Source organism: Vibrio sp. 2433-A1, from assembly GCF_056726085.1.
In genome coordinates, this window is sequence record NZ_JBRESC010000018.1 from 1 (window position 1) to 16,352 (window position 16,352).

Consider the following 16,352-nt stretch of genomic DNA (forward strand, 5'->3'; position numbering starts at 1 on the left):
TTCAAGAACAACTGAAGCCGCTATGTTACAGCCTAGGTTTCAACATCCACGAAATGCGTCTTTTCAGCGACGAAGTAGCTTTTGAACCGGAATACTAAAAGCTGCGAGCTGACAGCAAAAATGAAAGCTTCGATTGACTAGTCCTTTCCACACTTTAAGCCAGTGAAACTCACCACCAACCAACACTGAAAACCAATGAGGCAACCCACGAATCTTGGCAAGTTTTACGGTTGGAGAGATTCAAGAATTTGAGCCGACAATACAGAATTGCCGACTAAGAAAAGCAGGTGTCCAGAGGGAGCAAGAAGATTAGAACAAAGAACTTTTCTGCCCTTTGCCTAACGCCAAATTAAGGTGTGAACAACGCGACCACCTTACCTAAACCATTGTGCCATAAACACTAAACTAGCTTGAAGTGAAAGCGCCGAGCGTTGTGAATCACTCTTAAATTTATTGTTATATGCGTACTCGAAGCTACATTGAAACAGCTTCGATCTTGTTTCCGTCTAAGTCACGTACGAAGGCTGCATAGTAAGTTTCACCATACTCAGGTCTTAAGCCTGGCTTACCTGCACATGAACCACCCAATTCAATAGCTGTAGCATAGAATTGGTCAACAGCTTCTTTTGAAGACGCATTGAAAGCAACATGAGCACCATTACTTGATGTTGCTTTTCCTTCACAAGGGCTGCCGACCCAAAATTCAAAACTTTCACCATAAGCTGCTGCGATATTTTCTATATAGTGAGCACGCTTAATAGACAACGTAGAAAGAACTGAGTCATAAAAACCAACTGCTTTTACCACATCAGAAGCGCCAACTGAGACGTGATTTAGAATCATTTTTAAGTCCTTTTATTGTTTGAAACTTGAAAGCATATAACGCCCAATTAAGTAGTGAACAACGCCACCACCTGCCTAAATTATTGCACCGTAAACACCCGAGCCAATACAAACCAATAATGCCGAGCGTTGTGAATCTGCTTAAATTGCTTGTTATGCGAATTCAATCACCGATGCCAATGTGAGCACTAAGAGATTACCTGAGACACCAAAAACCACAAACAAACCAAACACTTTTTGTGATTCACCGAACAACCCAAGCCACTAAAGATTCACCCAGTTTCCTCAAGTGACGAACGGTGAATTGAAGCGCACGATGCAGCTTTTGGCTACATGAAACTCAATGAAGCGGACGGACAACAAAAACGACAGCCTCTAAGAACTTGCCCTCACCACACTTTGCGCACGACCAATCTATCGCTAGCCGACACCAAATTGAAATGAGGCAACCCACGAACCTTGGCATGGTTTGCAGCCCGATTAATTCAAGAATTTGGACCGACAATGCCAATTTTCCGACAACCAAAAACCAATGGGTGGAGAGGACAAGAAATAGAGTAAGAGAAGATTTTTGCCCAGTCGCATAACGCCCTGTTAAGGTGTGAGCAACGCAATACCGAAGCTCTCGCATACCACCTTAAACACTACACGCAACGCATAGCAAAAATGCCAAGCGTTGCGAATCACTCTTAAACAGATTGTTAGGCATTTTTGCTCAATATTTGCACTGCTAGTTCAGCGGCTTTTCGAGTGTAGTTGCTACAATTAGAACGAAGATTTTGAGAGCGGAAATGAGCCATACCTTCTTCCGTTCCAATGTCACAGCCTAAAAGCTTATGGCAGTCTTTAGCCCCGAATTCATTTTCAAACTTCTCGACTAACTCCCGTGTTGCTTCGTACGTCGTAGCGACAGTATCACTTTGGGATTCACGACCTAAAACTAAACTAATGCCCATAACAGCTCCTGATAAAGCGCCACATGGTCCACAAGTTCTAGCCATGCCACTACAAAATCCAGTTGCCATTTTCGAGGCTAGGTGATCATCCACCCCGTGATATTCCGCGATAGCAGAAACGACACTTTCAGCACACAAAAGTCCATTTTCAAAATGAGCTTCCGCTAACTTACCAAATTTTATTGATTCTTCCATGACAACAACCTCCTTGATGCCTAACGCCCAATTAAGGGGTGAACAACGCTTACATCAAAACCTAAAGCATTGTGCCATAAACACTAAACTCAACCCAAAGTGAAAGCGCCAAGCGTTGTGAATCCCTCTTAAATTGCTTGTTATGTTTTACCACAAACGATTGAATTACTTGAGAAAGAACTGCTGTTTCAGACCAATATTCTGAACCAAACCACAAGGTTTAAACCAACTTGACCGCCAAAGGCGACCAACCTGAAACAAGTAATTCCTCTTCCCTGCTCAATGAGGCAACCCGACCGAGTATCAACAAGCGCCCTTTCTTTCCAACCAAAGCGCAAGACAATGGCAAATTGCCGAGGCAACTGCCAAGCCGAAATGCTGATTGGTTAAGAATCCAAAAGCGACTTTGAGCCAGTTAAACAAGAAGCCGACCGCCACGACCTGGCAATGAAGCAACCCACGAACATTGATATGTTTTACGGGCTGAGAGATTCAAGAACTTAGAGCGACAATATTGATTTGCTGAGTCTACTAGGGACGGATTGCCAGAGGGACAAAGAACTAGAGCCTAAGACACTTAAGCCTTTGAAATACAAGTAAACATAACGCCCAATTAACGTGTGAGCAGCGCAGACACTGAACTTAAACATTGCGCCGTAAACACTAAACTCAACCCGAAGTGAGAGCGCCAAGCGTTGCGAATCACTGTTGAATTGTTTGTTATGTTTTACCACAAGTTACTGACTTGATTGAGAAAGAACTGCTATTTCAAGCCAGTTTTCTGAAGCAAACCACAAGGCAAGAACCAACTTGACCACCAAAAGCGACAAACCCAAAACCAGTAATTCCACTTCCCTGCCCAATGAGGCAACCCGACTAAGCTCCAAAAAGCGCCCTTTCTTACCAACCAAAGCGCAAAACAAGGCTGAATTGCCGAGGCAACTGCCAAGCTGAAATACTGCTTGGTTAAGAACCTAAAAGCGACTTTGAGCCAGTAAAATGAAAGGCCAACCACCACGACCTGACAATGAAGCAACCCGCGAACATTGGCATGTTTTAGGGGCTGAGTGATTCAAGAGCTTAGACCGACAATGCGGATTTGCTGAGTCTACTAGGGACGAATTGTCAGAGGGACAAAGAACTTGAGCCTAAGACCTTTAAGCCTTTGAATTACAAGTAAACATAACGCTAATTAAACCACATTAAGTACCTCTAACCACCAGCTTAAGTATCGCCTTTCACTCAAGGTCCAGAGTACCAAACTGTAACTAACCTAATGATTAGCAAAACTTTATCATGGGCAACTATATCAGCAACTTCGGAATTAGGTTGCAAAGTGTCGTATAATTTTAGAGGTTGGTTAAAATAAACGGGGGATAGTGATCCCCTCCATGTCCACAACCTAGAACCATCATACTTCGACCCGACACATATCCGAGGATACAAAAAAATACTGACCTATCAAGGTGAACATGGTAGATATTGTCAGCGACGTTAGCAGAAACCAATATGAGACCAGAAAAATTATATTTATCGTCTAAACAAAATCCTTAAGTTGCTGCGATTTTGTCATCTATCTACCATGCCTTCAATTATTGATTACCGAAGATAAATAGCGGTTGTTATAGATCGACCTTTGAATGTGAATTCGACTTCACCGTTTTGAGCCAAATTCGGCTCAACTTACATCTATAAAAATCTCTATTGGAGTAATTTTCGTGAACGATTTAAAAAATATTTGTCCTGCCAAAATGAGCAAAGAGCGTATCAAGCGTGAATACGACCTACGCGTGCTCAACTGCGTTAGTGAAGGCGAGTATGAATCACGAATGGCTGTTTGGAACGGTTTAACCTTAGCGGGCGCGACAGCTCTAGAAGCCAAAACTTATGTGGACAACGCATTTGATAAGTTGCAACACGATCTTAAGGAAGCAAAGCCCGAATTAGCGATTAACTACGCTGATTTTTCTGCAATGGCAAACGAAGAGATAAACTTCATCAAAGTTCACGTAGCAGACAACAAAACACAATACTTCTGGTACGCTACAATCGTACTTATGATCGCGGGCACTATCGCTCTGTGCATTTAGTTTTACGCGTGAGCTCATAGCCAAGGATGGCGTGAACTCTTACTAAACATTGCACCCTTTTCCCTTCGATTTAATCGACCAATACTATCGACTCAGAAGTCACGACAATCTCGACGCCAAGTTTTCCCAACTGTTCGACAACATCACTCGCGCTATCAGGAAAGACCGCACGAGTCGACGCTAGGTTTAATATTACGCTGAACCCGGCACCAACTAACTGCTCAACTGACTTTTTCACACAGAAATCTAATGCCAGTCCGCCGACAATCACATGGCTTATCTGGTTAGATTTCAAGAACTCAATACCGCCCGTAGAAAGAGTATCCGCCTGGTCGTGATAAAACGCGCCATAAGGGTGTGCATCGGGATCAATGCCTTTGTTGATTTGGAAATCGTACTCTCGAATAGCAGGCAATCCTGGCAGTAGTTCAACGCCGGTTGTGCCTACGACGCAATGCGGGTTCCACTTAATATCGACCTCAGGCAGGCCAACTGGCTCTAACATCTGCTCAGGCGTTTCTGCTTCCCATGCTGCGCCCGGTGGATGCATATCGCGCGATACTATTTTAATTGACGCCTTCGAATGATTACGTTTCAGTTCATCAATGATTTCAAGCGCGCCTTGTACAGGCAACTCGTTAGGACACAATTCACTGAACCCTTTTTGCGGATCCACATCAATGGCCGCCGTTTTAGATCGTAGTAACTGAATAGTTTTCAAAGACATGGAGATTCCTTTAGCGAATTATCAAACGTATTAGGCGATTTCATTCTCTATAATACTCAAGTTAGCGGATAAAACACCTGCTTTAAGCCTAGATAGCATTTAGATAGCAGAATTTGACAATTTTCACTGCGTTAACTAGAGTGCGACTCTTCACCAAGCCTAGTAATACAACAGGAAGGCCGGATGTCTGCCTCACTTTTCAACGACAAAATTATCCAAAGCGCACTCGACTTAGATGTCTACAAAATCAATATGATGTTTGCTGCTTTCACGCACTACCCGCAAACTGAAGTGCGTTATGAGCTTATTGTGCGTTCGAGTGAAGACATATCCGACTTACACGGCTTAATTGAACAAGAAATCAATCAGCTTGCAGAGTGCTCTTTCACCACTGGTGATATTGCCTATCTTAGCCAGCATGCCAGTTATTTAAGTGATGACTTCCTCTCCTACCTGGCTGATTTTCGCTTTTTACCGCTGCAACAAGTTACTGTCTCACAAGCCGATGATCAGCTTAGTGTCTCAATCAAAGGCCTATGGCATGAGACTATCTTGTATGAAACGCTGGTGATGAGCATTATCTCCGAAGTACGTAGCCGTCAGCGTTGGAACAAAATCCCCTCTGCACAGTTCTCGAAAGTACTTGAGCAAAAAGTGTCAGTATTAAAGTCTGAGCTTTCGAAGCGCTCGCTGACTAACTTTAATTTTTCTGAGATGGGTAGCCGCCGCCGTTTTAGCGCTCAGGTTCAACATGATGTCGTTGCCTACCTGAATCAACACGTTCCGGAGCTGATGACCGGGACCAGCAACTATCACCTTGCTAAGAAGTTCGACCTTACACCCATTGGCACTGTGGCACATGAGTGGTTTATGGCCCATCAGGCGCTTGTCGAGCCTGCAAAGTCACAGCAAGTCGCCCTAGACCTATGGCAGTCGACCTTTGACGGTAAGCTTGGAATTGCCTTAACCGATACCATTGGCATTGATGCATTCCTAAAAGATTTTAACTCAGATCGAGCTAGCGCTTATGCTGGCGTACGTCATGACTCAGGTAACCCATTTGATTGGGGTGATAAGATGATTGCCCACTACCAGTCTCTGGGCATTGATCCGATGTCAAAAATGCTCATTTTTACCGATGGTCTCAACTTTGCGCGCGCGATTGAGATCTGTGACTACTTCGCGGGCAGAGCGAACATCAGCTTTGGTATTGGTACTTTCCTCGCCAATGACATGGGTGGTTACGTATCAGACGGTATCGAATACCAACCGCTGTCTATCGTAGTCAAAATGGCAGAATGTAACGGTCGACCAGTGGCAAAAATCAGTGATGAACCAGAAAAAGCCATGTGCGAGGACTTCCTGTTTCTTACCGCTTTAAAGCAAAGCTTTGGTCTCTTACCTCAGCGCAGCTAGAACTTGACCTCTTCAATAGACCAACCAAACTTGTCGCACAGTGCCTTAAGCTGCGCGACATCCGACTGAGTCTGTGCCACCAGCCAATCTAAGATTTCGTTAGCAATAGGGTTAGGATTTCTTTGGTAACAAAAGTACTGCCATTCACTGTGCTGCAGGGTAATGTTCTCTGGGCATTTTAAAAACTGGCGTTTGAGCTCAGGTAATACGAGCAGCAAATCTGTCACCGTCACCCCTTGCCCAGATAAACACGCACTAAGCGCCAAATCTAAACTATAGAATACCGTGTCTCTGCCCTGCTTTTTGCCCTTAAGTTTGGCGTTGCTGATCCATAATTTCCAATCTTGATGATCAAGTGTGGCATGCAAGTGCGGCAACGTCAGTACATCTTCAATCTGGATAAACTTGTCAGACAATGACTCGGCGTAAACAGGCGCCATATATTCTTCACGCAATAAGGTAACTCCCGGTCGATTTTGGTAACGCGAGCGCTTGCGAGAGTTGATGATCAGCAAATCACAATCTTCGGACTCAAGCTGAGGATCTTCATCGATAGCGGGAATGATGACGATTTCATGTTCTGGATACTTTTCATTGAGTAACGCCACATTGGGCATCAATACACGAGTCGCGAAACTGAGCGCACTTTTGATCACTATCCGCTTCTTCGCAGGTATCTTCCACTGCCCGATTAATGCATCTAGGTTATGGTAATTTTGCCGCAGCACTTCATAAAGATCCTTGCCACTTTGCGTCAGTTCAATCGCGCGATGTTTACGTATCAATAGTGGCGAACTTAACTCTTCTTCAAGCTGCTTAATTTGCCTACTCACTGCGCTTTGAGTGACATTGAGTTCATCCGCTGCTTTGGTAAAACTCATCAGCCTTGCTACCGCCTCAAAGACTTTTAATGCGTTATGTGAATAAGGAAGGTGGCTGTAAGGGCTCATAAGTTGCTCACATGATCTGAAGTTATGTAAGAGTGACATAAATGTCATTTGAATGCCAAGTAGATAACTCGTACCTTTATGTGATACCGATCACGAGGCAAAACATGAAAAAAATTCTCTCCTTGGCCATTCCACTTATTATCTCGCAAATGATCTCTATGGCGTTGGTGTTGACTGACGTATGGATGATGTCGCGATTAAGTGTGTCTGCCATCGCTGCGGGAGGATTAGGTGCCTCTGTCTATTCGTTCGTGTTTATCGTCGCTGGCAGCACGGTTGGCTGCGTTGCAAACTTGATTGCGATTGCCTATGGGCAGCGTGTCGCGAGACCTGAACATGGTAACCAACAAATTAGATTAGCCGTTAAAGGCGCGGTACTGCTGTCGCTCGTACTGACTGTCATCTTAACCATTAGCTTTACCTTTGTGCCAGAGCTGCTCGTCCTTGCCAATCAACCAAGTGAACTCGCTGAGCCAGCCATGCGGTATGTGGACGCCTTAAAGTGGGCGATGCTTCCATCATTGCTTCTACTTGTGTTGCGCGGATTAACCAGTGCGTTTGGTAATGTCCGCTCGATCATGATCATGTCTTTGATGACCGTCACGCTGAACGTTCCAATTAGTTATGTATTGGCGTTTAGCTTCGATTTAGGTCTTGCTGGTTTGGGTGCAGGAACGGCATTAGCGGCATTTATCGTGATGATTGGTTACACACTTTGGGTCTTTAAGCGCCCAGAGTACGCGCCGTTTGCACCTTGGCTGAATCGCGAAGAATATTCACTCTCGCTACTCACTCCACTACTCGCTATGGGCTTGCCTATCGCGATGGCAGCGCTGCTTGAGCATGGCTTAATCTATGGCGGGACTTTAATGGCTGGTACCATCAGTATTGCTGCATTAGCACTACATCAAATTCTATTGCAGTGCCTAAGCTTTACTTGGAACATCAACTTTGGTTTCTCACAAGCTGCGGCGATTCTTGTTGGGCAAGACTTTGGGGCTGAAAACTATGACGGCATCAAACGCACTGCTCTGCGCAGTTTTGGTATCACCACGTTATTGAGTGTCATTTTGGCAAGTGGCTTTATGTTATGGCCTGAGCTTATTGCCGGTATGTTTAACCTAGATGCTGATCTAACCCACTTACTGACAATGGTTCTTTGGGTCGTCGCACTGTCATTCGTTGTTGATGCATGGCAATTGTTGGCGATAAACCTATTGCGTGGCATGAAGATAGTCATGGGCCCAACCATTATGACTGCGATTGGATATTGGGCATTTGGTCTGCCGGCTGCATGGCTACTCATGCCAGAGTTCGAATTAGCAGGCATTTGGGGCGGTATTGGTATTGGCTTAGGTGTGACTGGCGTGCTGTTGCTTATCCAACTGATCTTTGCAATCAAAAAGCAGCGCAACACAGATTCACTTGCGATGGCAATAAGCTAAGCGATACACTCGCAGCTCATCATCAAGAGCCAAGCTATGACCGATCTAGAACTCGAATTTGAACATCTCTATTTAGAAGTAAAAGCGCAGCGATGGCATCAAATCGAGCGCTTTCTCTTTAGCTACTACTGCTACAAACACGATTACGTCAGCAAGCAAGGCAAGCCGGATTGGGAACTAGCTCGTCAAAGTGTTGCTCGCTCTATCCAATGTAAAAGCCTAAAAGAGTCAGCCCTTGAACCTGTCGTGCCACTTAGCGTTGTTGTTGGAGAGATTAAACGTTACTGGCGAGATGGAGAGCTGACACCAAGCAACTTACGTCGCCTACTCGATACCCTGCTTAGCTACGTGTTGATCTCTAAAGCCGAGCTACAAGCATTAAAAAAAGCGGGGCTACAGAACGCAATGCCAACGAGTTGGTATCAGAGTAAAGATAAACCCCTTCTCGCTCGCCTATCGGCATTGGCTATCGTAATTGAAATTAGTATCAGCGAGTAAGTCTTCTATGTGGCCTTACCGTTAAAGGCTGCAATAAATACGAAACCAATTGAAAACTATCTTCTACTGGTTCGTTTTTTAGTCAATCAAAACGGTAGCTTTCAGGAATAACGACGACTCCATTTTCTGAAATATGAAAACGCTGAGCATCGACAGTAGGATTAAAGCCAATTCTAGTATTAGGTGGGATCATAACGTGTTTATCCACTATACAGTTTTGTAGTTGGCTATTTTTTCCGACCTGAACACCGTCAAATATGATGGAGTCAGCGATGGTTACCCCGTCATTAATTCTCACGTTAGCGGATAGAATGGAATGATGAACTGAGCCTCCAGAATTGACGACACCGTTAGCAATAATAGAGTTAATAAAGATGCCTTCATTTCCCGTCTCTGATGACACGGTTCTAGCCGGTGGGTATTGATGTTCGAAGGTTCTCACGGGCCAATTAGGCTGATAAAGATCAATTGGGGGAACGGCCTCCAAAAGATCCATGTTTGCTTGATAGAAAGAATCGATAGTTCCTACATCTCTCCAATAAGAGTCTCTGCTAACGCGGCCTTGTGCATCACCAAATTGGTAGGCATAAACAGACTGTTTATCGATGAGCTTAGGAATGATATCTTTGCCAAAATCGTGGCTAGATAAATCATTTTCTGCATCTAACTCTAAACTTTCAACCAGTGCTTTCATTGAAAAAATATAGATCCCCATAGAAGCTAAACTTTTGGTTTTGTCGTTCGGTGTCGCTGGTGGGTTTTCTGGCTTTTCTTCGAAGGCCACAATTTTTCGTTCACTATCGGTGCCAACGCAACCAAACGCACTCGCTTCGCGAATAGAGACTTCCATACACGCAATAGTAAGGTCGGCCCCCGTTGCTTTGTGTTGAGCAAGCATAGGTTCATAGTCCATACGGTAGATATGGTCGCCAGATAACACCACCACATATTCGGCTTCACTTCTGTCCAGTAACCATAAGTTTTGGTAAATAGCATCGGCCGTTCCTTCATACCAATTTTCACCTTTACGCATTTGCGGCGGTACAGCTGTAATATATTCTCCAAGTTCTGGGTTGAATATAGACCAGCCATCTCTCAGATGTTTTTGTAACGAATGCGATTTGTACTGAGTGAGAACAAGTACACGGCGCAAACCTGAATGAAGACAGTTGGATAAAGTAAAATCAAGGATTCTGTATTTACCACCGAACGGTACGGCAGGCTTTGCTCTATTATCGGTAAGCGGAGACAGGCGAGAGCCCATACCTCCGGCAAGTATTATTGTGAGTGCATCTTGCATAGTCGTCATCCTTGATTCTAATTTAACGTTTGGGGGAGATACTCAAATAAGCATCAAGAATTGGACCATTTATAATTCATTGTTTTTTATAGGGTTAAACTAAACTCAAATTTTCTCTGCACTATATTGGTGAGCGCATACCAACACAAGAGCACCGAGTTGGTGCGCTTAAACATATAGCTGCACTTATCACGTTCGGTATTCAGTTGCTCCCCTTTCTGTTATCCACGTTGTGTTGAACTGCTGTGGTTGCTCAAGCATTGGTAAAAATTACCACAAAAACAAAAAAGGCCTCGCAATCGCGAGGCCTTTGATTTTCTATCTAATAATCAGAAGTGATTAGTCACGCAGTGACGCGCCGAACTTGTCAGATACGTGAGCTACGATAGCGTCAACCGCGCCAGCGATGTCTGCATCTTCAAGCGTACGCTCTACAGATTGTAGTGTTAGCGCAATAGCTAGGCTCTTCTTACCTTCTTCAACGCCTTTACCAACGTAAACGTCGAATAGTTTCGCATCTTTTAGGAACTCACCACCTTGCTCTAAACATGCTGCAACGATGTCGCCAGAAGCTACTGCTTCATCAACAACGACCGCGATGTCACGACGGTTTGATGGGAACTTAGAAAGCTGAACTGCTTCAGGGATCACTTTAGTGTTGATTGCAGACCATTCCACTTCGAATACGATAGTACGGCCGTTTAGACCAAACTTACGCTCAAGCTCTGGGTGAACTGTACCAATCACACCAACTTGCTTACCATCAACGATGATAGCTGCAGATTGACCTGGGTGAAGTGCTGGGTTCGCTGCTTTGTCTTCTGCAGAAAGCGCTGCGAAAGAGTAAGCTGCTTCGTTCGCTGTTAGCTCAAGAACCGCTTCTAGATCGCCTTTAAGGTCAAAGAAATCAACTGTGTTAGTTTCGATGTCCCAGTGCTCTTCACTGCGAGTACCTGCGATAACACCTGCAAGCATAGGCTCTTGGCGCATACCGTTTTCAGCAGATTCACATGGGATGAAACGTAGGCCGTATTCGAATAGACGAACACGAGGCTGTTGACGTTTCTGGTTGTGAACTACGGTGTTTATTAGACCTTGGATTAGGCCTAGACGCATTGCTGACATATCCGCAGAGATTGGGAATGGCAGGATTAGCGGCTCAACACCTGGAACAACAAGTTTTTGCTGCTCTGGCTCAACGAAGCTGTAAGTGATGGCTTCTTGGTAACCACGATCAACAAGTAGATTACGAACGCGTTTTAGCGGAATGTTCGCTTCAACGTGGTCGTGCATCTTAAGTGCTGCCGCTGGGTTTTGGTTAGGTATATTATCGTAACCGTAGATACGACCTACTTCTTCAATTAGGTCTTGCTCGATTGCGATATCAAAACGCCATGTCGGTGCTGTTGCTGTCCAACCTGCGTCTGTTGTTTCAACCGTTAGACCAAGACGCTCTAGGATCTCAACAACATCGCTATCAGCAATGTGGTGACCTAGTAGGCTGTCTAGCTTAGTGCGACGTAGTGATACTGTGTTTGCTTTTGGTAGGTCAGCTTGTGACTCTACCGCAACAACAGGGGCTACTTCACCGCCACAGATCTCAACGAGAAGCTCTGTTGCACGCTCCATTGCGCTTGTTTGCAGTGCGAAATCGACACCACGCTCAAAACGCATTGAAGAATCCGTGTGTAGACCGTAGCTACGAGCGCGGCCACGGATGTGGTCTGGTGCAAAGAATGCACACTCAAGTAGTACGTCTTTAGTCTCAGTGGTTACACCAGACTCTTCACCACCAAAGATACCTGCGATAGCAAGTGCTTTGTTGTGGTCTGCTACTACTAGAGTATCAGCGTTTAGCTCAGCTTCGTTGCCGTCTAGAAGAGTTAGCTTCTCGCCCTGCTCTGCCATACGAACTACGATGCCGCCTTCAATCTTAGCTAGATCAAATGCGTGCATTGGCTGGCCTTGCTCTAGAAGAACAAAGTTAGTGATGTCTACCACTGGATCGATAGAGCGGATACCACAGCGGCGCAGTTTTTCTTGCATCCATAGTGGTGTTTCAGCTTGAACATTTACGTTCTTAACCACACGGCCAAGGTAACGTGGACATGCTGCAGTCGCTTTCACTTCGATAGAAACTGTGTCGTCGATAGCTGGTGCTACTGCGTTTACCGCAGGCTCAGTTACGTCAGCACGGTTTAGAACGCCTACTTCACGCGCCATACCACGGATGCTGAAACAGTCAGCGCGGTTAGCCGTTAGGTCTACGTCTACTGTTACGTCGTCAAGACCTAGGAATTCGCGGAAATCAGTACCGATTGCTGCATCTTCAGCTAGTTCCATGATGCCATCAGATTCAACGTCGATACCTAGTTCAGAGAATGAACACAGCATGCCGTGTGATGGTTGACCACGTAGTTTTGCTTTTTTGATTTTGAAATCGCCTGGTAGCACAGCACCAACAGTCGCTACAGCAACTTTGATACCTAGGCGACAGTTAGATGCGCCACAAACGATGTCTAGAAGTTCTTCAGCGCCAACATCTACTTTAGTTACGCGTAGTTTGTCAGCGTCTGGGTGTTGGCCACACTCAACCACTTTACCTACTTTAACGCCAGTGAAAGAACCAGCAACAGGTAGTACGTCGTCTACTTCTAGACCCGCCATTGTGATTTGGTGTGTAAGTTCGTCAGTCGATACCGCAGGGTTTACCCACTCACGAAGCCAAGATTCGCTAAATTTCATAGTGATGTATCCCCTGGATTACTTGAACTGTTTTAGGAAACGAAGGTCGTTCTCGAAGAACGCACGAAGATCGTTTACGCCGTAACGAAGCATAGTTAGACGCTCAACGCCCATACCAAATGCAAAGCCAGAGTACTTCTCAGGGTCGATGCCTACGCTGCGCAGTACGTTAGGGTGAACCATGCCACAACCTAGAACTTCAAGCCATTTGCCGTTCTTACCTTTCACGTCTACTTCTGCTGAAGGCTCAGTGAATGGGAAGTAAGAAGGACGGAAACGAACTTCAACTTCTTCTTCAAAGAAGTTACATAGGAAATCGTGCAGGATGCCTTTAAGCTGTGCGAAGTTTACGTTCTCGTCTACTAGCATGCCTTCCACTTGGTGGAACATTGGCGTGTGCGTTTGGTCGTAGTCGTTACGGTAAACACGGCCCGGTGCGATGAAGCGGAATGGTGGTTTACCATTTTCCATCGTACGGATCTGAACGCCAGACGTGTGAGTACGTAGCATTAGATCTGGGTTGAAGAAGAACGTGTCGTGGTCAGTACGCGCTGGGTGGTCTTCTGCGATGTTGAGTGCATCAAAGTTATGGAATGCATCTTCGATCTCAGGACCAGACTCAGTGTTAAAGCCTAGCTCACCAAAGAACTGTTCAATACGCTCAACAGTACGAGTAACAGGGTGTAGACCACCGTTCTCGATACGACGACCTGGTAAAGTCACGTCGATTGTTTCTGCAGCTAGCTTCGCTTCAAGCTCTGCACGTTGTAGTGCATCTTTACGAGCTGCGATCGCTTGTTGAACAACGCCTTTCGCTTTGTTGATCTCTTGACCAGCTTCACGGCGCTCTTCTGGTGGTAGTTTACCTAGGCTTTGAAGTTGAGCTGTTAACTCACCTTTCTTACCTAGATACTGAACACGCACTTCATCAAGTGCAACTAACGAATCTGCTGCTTCAATAGCGGCGTTCGCGTTAGCAATGATCTCTTCTAGATGTTGCATCGTTTCCTCATCTACCTACACCTACATGCAATAGGCATAAGTGGTAGTGTCCATTCTGGGCTAATTGCAAACTGCGATTACCCGACAGGGATCTTGGGTCTATAAATAGCTGTACATAGTAACGAATGACAAGGTCAAATCCAAATTGAAATCACGCTATTTACTACCTTTGAGTAAATTTTCAGCTGAGCACTTGATAAAAAGGCTTTTAGCACCCAGTTATTTAATCATTAAGCCGCATTATAAGGATTTAAGATGACCGTTTTGATTGAGCCAATTCACCCTAAACAGAATGCAGAAATCCGCGCCATCATTAAAACTGTGGGTGCTGAATTTGGCGCTGTTGGCGAAGGGTTTGGACCTTCTGACCCTGAAGTCGATGCCATGAGCGCGCATTATGCCTCTGACACTAAGAGCCGCTACTTAGTCGCGACGTTAAATGGCAAAATTGTTGGCGGTTGTGGACTTGCTCCTTTCAATGCCTCTGAGCAAATTTGTGAGCTGAAAAAGCTGTTCTTATTACCAGAAAGTCGCGAATTAGGCTTGGGCAAAGCATTGAGTGAACAGTGCTTATCGTTTGCTAAGGCCCAAGGATTTAGCGCCTGCTATCTAGACACGCTTTCGTCTATGACTTCGGCCATCAACCTCTATGAGAAACTTGGCTTTGAGCATCTCGATAAAGCGCTCGATGGCACAGAGCATGGTAAGTGCGATGTTTGGATGTTAAAGCAGCTTTAACCCTCTTTCTCGACCCTATTTCGGCCTGCTGATAACGCTTTATACACCGCGTTATCAGCGGCTTTGATCAGGTCATTAAAGTCCGTCATCTCAGACTTACGCTCCCCAATACCTTTAGATGCTCCCACTAGAACTATTCGTTACGTCTAGCCGTTTATAATTATGGGGATTTGACATATTTAACAGGCAAATTTAAGGAAAGAACCAAAATGGGAGCTAGAACAGCCCCCTTAATTTGGAATCGATATCACGCATCACATTCTATCAAAAGTAGTACTGCAATGAAAACTCGATAAAGTCATCTTTTCGCGCGAAATAAAGCAGATCATCCGGTGTTTCATTTTCAAACAACCAGCCATTAACCGTCCAAGAGACATGATTGGTTAATCGACTTGATGCCTCCAGTTTTGCGCTATAAACATCACTGTTATCTAGGTCTTGACTGATACCAAGCAAAATCTCAGTACTGTCTTCATCATTTAGAGCCAATCGAGTGCCAGCAAAAAGATCGTTCTGGCCAACAGATTGGGCGTTGTTGCCACGACTGTCATACAAATATTCCGCTATCAGCCCGATATCCCATACCGTGTCGAACGCCCCGACTATGGTGTATTCAAACCCGCCAACGACACCCGTATGGTTGTCAAAACTGTCGCGATAAATGCTTTCTATTTTCCACAACCAATCGCCGACAATACCTTGAATATCAAGCCCAACTTGCTTGGCTTTCGCGTAGTAAGGCTTTAGCTCGTTGCCATGGACTTGATAATAAGGAGCCCGATTGGTGCCTTGAAAATAGCTTAAACCTAAATCCCAATCCCCTAACATTTGTGAATAACGAACCGCGTAGTCGATGTGTTTTTCTTCACGCGAAGATTCATAGAGCGCGTTGCTAGACACCGGGACGGTTGGCCTTAATCGACCGTCAACACCCGCAAAGGTACGCTCACGAAAATAAGGCAAGATCATCGTATCAACAGTGCCCCACTCCTTGATTGAGGTGAAATGCACCATAGGCTGGCCAAGTTTATCGTCACCATCGACTGACTCAATGGCATCAGTCTGGTTGACGATATCGACAAGGTGCGCAGACTCTGTCACGCCCCAAAAGACCTTGCCGATACCCGCACGCAGCTCATAGTCGTCCCAATAGGTAAGGTATAGCGCTTCACGGATATCACCATGGCTACGCTCTTCATCTAAGCTATCTAGGCGATAAAACGGCGTAAGGGTGAAATCGGACGCTTCACCCAACTGCCAATACAATTCAGGTTGAAATACTAACGAACTTTGCCCTTTATCTTGTCCTTGTAATCCATGACTGGCAAATTGGCGATGCTCTGCATTAATTTGTCCTGACAGCTCAACTGCGTGACATTGTAACGCCACAATGGTAAGCAATGCGCTGGCCGTTAACTGACCAGCTAGATTGATGACAGAATTCATA

At 45.2% G+C, this 16,352-nt stretch carries 14 protein-coding genes; 5 read left to right on the forward strand and 9 right to left on the reverse strand.

Annotation, left to right across the window (positions count from 1 at the left end; translation table 11 throughout):
* Positions 1-474 precede the first annotated feature (474 nt).
* Together ACU01J_RS16650 and ACU01J_RS16655 are read right to left on the reverse strand one after the other, a co-directional pair.
* Positions 475-843 carry a VOC family protein gene (locus ACU01J_RS16650; RefSeq protein WP_458704596.1) on the reverse strand — a complete coding sequence of 123 codons (369 nt, stop codon included), beginning with the start codon at positions 841-843 and terminating at the stop codon, positions 475-477.
* Positions 844-1,544: 701 nt separating this feature from the next.
* The gene (locus tag ACU01J_RS16655; RefSeq protein WP_394128671.1) at positions 1,545-1,994 is read right to left on the reverse strand and encodes a C-GCAxxG-C-C family protein; all 450 of its coding nucleotides are present in this window, start codon (positions 1,992-1,994) and stop codon (positions 1,545-1,547) included.
* Between the two features lie 1,751 nt (positions 1,995-3,745).
* On the opposite strand from ACU01J_RS16655, the gene ACU01J_RS16660 reads away from it, so the two are divergent.
* Positions 3,746-4,084: a thiamine-phosphate diphosphorylase gene (locus ACU01J_RS16660; protein WP_481086785.1), complete on the forward strand. Its 339-nt coding sequence runs from the start codon at positions 3,746-3,748 to the stop codon at positions 4,082-4,084.
* Between the two features lie 70 nt (positions 4,085-4,154).
* Here ACU01J_RS16660 and ACU01J_RS16665 read toward each other — a convergent pair whose 3' ends face one another.
* On the reverse strand, positions 4,155-4,811 hold the full coding sequence (locus ACU01J_RS16665) for an isochorismatase family protein (RefSeq protein ID WP_481086728.1): 657 nt from the start codon (positions 4,809-4,811) through the stop codon (positions 4,155-4,157).
* A 183-nt stretch (positions 4,812-4,994) separates the two neighbouring features.
* Between ACU01J_RS16665 and pncB the strand changes: the two genes are divergently transcribed.
* Positions 4,995-6,227 carry a nicotinate phosphoribosyltransferase gene (gene pncB / locus ACU01J_RS16670; protein WP_481086729.1) on the forward strand — a complete coding sequence of 411 codons (1,233 nt, stop codon included), beginning with the start codon at positions 4,995-4,997 and terminating at the stop codon, positions 6,225-6,227.
* Here pncB and ACU01J_RS16675 read toward each other — a convergent pair.
* Positions 6,224-7,177, reverse strand: coding sequence for a LysR family transcriptional regulator (locus ACU01J_RS16675; RefSeq protein ID WP_481086730.1), 954 nt, complete (start codon positions 7,175-7,177; stop codon positions 6,224-6,226). The two genes, pncB and ACU01J_RS16675, sit on opposite strands and share 4 nt — an antisense overlap.
* A gap of 104 nt (positions 7,178-7,281) precedes the next feature.
* On the opposite strand from ACU01J_RS16675, the gene ACU01J_RS16680 reads away from it, so the two are divergent.
* Positions 7,282-8,622: an MATE family efflux transporter gene (locus ACU01J_RS16680; protein WP_481086731.1), complete on the forward strand. Its 1,341-nt coding sequence runs from the start codon at positions 7,282-7,284 to the stop codon at positions 8,620-8,622.
* 36 nt (positions 8,623-8,658) lie between these two features.
* Positions 8,659-9,120 (forward strand): hypothetical protein, encoded by a 462-nt coding sequence (locus ACU01J_RS16685; protein WP_481086732.1) that lies wholly within the window; start codon positions 8,659-8,661, stop codon positions 9,118-9,120.
* Between the two features lie 82 nt (positions 9,121-9,202).
* On the opposite strand, the gene glgC is transcribed toward ACU01J_RS16685, so the two are convergent.
* From glgC to pheS, 3 genes are all read right to left on the reverse strand, one after another.
* The gene (gene glgC, locus ACU01J_RS16690; RefSeq protein ID WP_481086733.1) at positions 9,203-10,429 is read right to left on the reverse strand and encodes a glucose-1-phosphate adenylyltransferase; all 1,227 of its coding nucleotides are present in this window, start codon (positions 10,427-10,429) and stop codon (positions 9,203-9,205) included.
* Between the two features lie 330 nt (positions 10,430-10,759).
* Positions 10,760-13,165 (reverse strand): phenylalanine--tRNA ligase subunit beta, encoded by a 2,406-nt coding sequence (gene pheT / locus ACU01J_RS16695; protein ID WP_481086734.1) that lies wholly within the window; start codon positions 13,163-13,165, stop codon positions 10,760-10,762.
* Positions 13,166-13,183: 18 nt separating this feature from the next.
* Complete coding sequence (pheS, locus tag ACU01J_RS16700) at positions 13,184-14,167, reverse strand: phenylalanine--tRNA ligase subunit alpha (RefSeq protein ID WP_004413586.1); 984 nt, start codon at positions 14,165-14,167, stop codon at positions 13,184-13,186.
* Between the two features lie 255 nt (positions 14,168-14,422).
* Between pheS and ACU01J_RS16705 the strand changes: the two genes are divergently transcribed.
* A complete protein-coding gene (locus ACU01J_RS16705) occupies positions 14,423-14,905 on the forward strand; it encodes a GNAT family N-acetyltransferase (RefSeq protein WP_481086735.1) in 483 nt (160 codons plus the stop codon).
* Here ACU01J_RS16705 and ACU01J_RS16710 read toward each other — a convergent pair.
* Both ACU01J_RS16710 and ACU01J_RS16715 read right to left on the reverse strand, forming a co-directional pair.
* Complete coding sequence (locus ACU01J_RS16710) at positions 14,902-15,033, reverse strand: hypothetical protein (RefSeq protein WP_481086736.1); 132 nt, start codon at positions 15,031-15,033, stop codon at positions 14,902-14,904. The two genes, ACU01J_RS16705 and ACU01J_RS16710, sit on opposite strands and share 4 nt — an antisense overlap.
* Positions 15,034-15,169: 136 nt before the next feature.
* Positions 15,170-16,351: a hypothetical protein gene (locus ACU01J_RS16715; protein WP_481086737.1), complete on the reverse strand. Its 1,182-nt coding sequence runs from the start codon at positions 16,349-16,351 to the stop codon at positions 15,170-15,172.
* Position 16,352: the final 1 nt, after the last annotated feature.

What these genes read in the sequence shown, in the direction of transcription:
- ACU01J_RS16650 (WP_458704596.1), bottom strand. Translation starts at nt 843, where the DNA reads ATGATTCTAAATCACGTCTCAGTTGGCGCTTCTGATGTGGTAAAAGCA.
- ACU01J_RS16655 (WP_394128671.1), bottom strand. Translation starts at nt 1,994, where the DNA reads ATGGAAGAATCAATAAAATTTGGTAAGTTAGCGGAAGCTCATTTTGAA.
- ACU01J_RS16660 (WP_481086785.1), top strand. Translation starts at nt 3,746, where the DNA reads ATGAGCAAAGAGCGTATCAAGCGTGAATACGACCTACGCGTGCTCAAC.
- ACU01J_RS16665 (WP_481086728.1), bottom strand. Translation starts at nt 4,811, where the DNA reads ATGTCTTTGAAAACTATTCAGTTACTACGATCTAAAACGGCGGCCATT.
- pncB (WP_481086729.1), top strand. Translation starts at nt 4,995, where the DNA reads ATGTCTGCCTCACTTTTCAACGACAAAATTATCCAAAGCGCACTCGAC.
- ACU01J_RS16675 (WP_481086730.1), bottom strand. Translation starts at nt 7,177, where the DNA reads ATGAGCCCTTACAGCCACCTTCCTTATTCACATAACGCATTAAAAGTC.
- ACU01J_RS16680 (WP_481086731.1), top strand. Translation starts at nt 7,282, where the DNA reads ATGAAAAAAATTCTCTCCTTGGCCATTCCACTTATTATCTCGCAAATG.
- ACU01J_RS16685 (WP_481086732.1), top strand. Translation starts at nt 8,659, where the DNA reads ATGACCGATCTAGAACTCGAATTTGAACATCTCTATTTAGAAGTAAAA.
- glgC (WP_481086733.1), bottom strand. Translation starts at nt 10,429, where the DNA reads ATGACGACTATGCAAGATGCACTCACAATAATACTTGCCGGAGGTATG.
- pheT (WP_481086734.1), bottom strand. Translation starts at nt 13,165, where the DNA reads ATGAAATTTAGCGAATCTTGGCTTCGTGAGTGGGTAAACCCTGCGGTA.
- pheS (WP_004413586.1), bottom strand. Translation starts at nt 14,167, where the DNA reads ATGCAACATCTAGAAGAGATCATTGCTAACGCGAACGCCGCTATTGAA.
- ACU01J_RS16705 (WP_481086735.1), top strand. Translation starts at nt 14,423, where the DNA reads ATGACCGTTTTGATTGAGCCAATTCACCCTAAACAGAATGCAGAAATC.
- ACU01J_RS16715 (WP_481086737.1), bottom strand. Translation starts at nt 16,351, where the DNA reads ATGAATTCTGTCATCAATCTAGCTGGTCAGTTAACGGCCAGCGCATTG.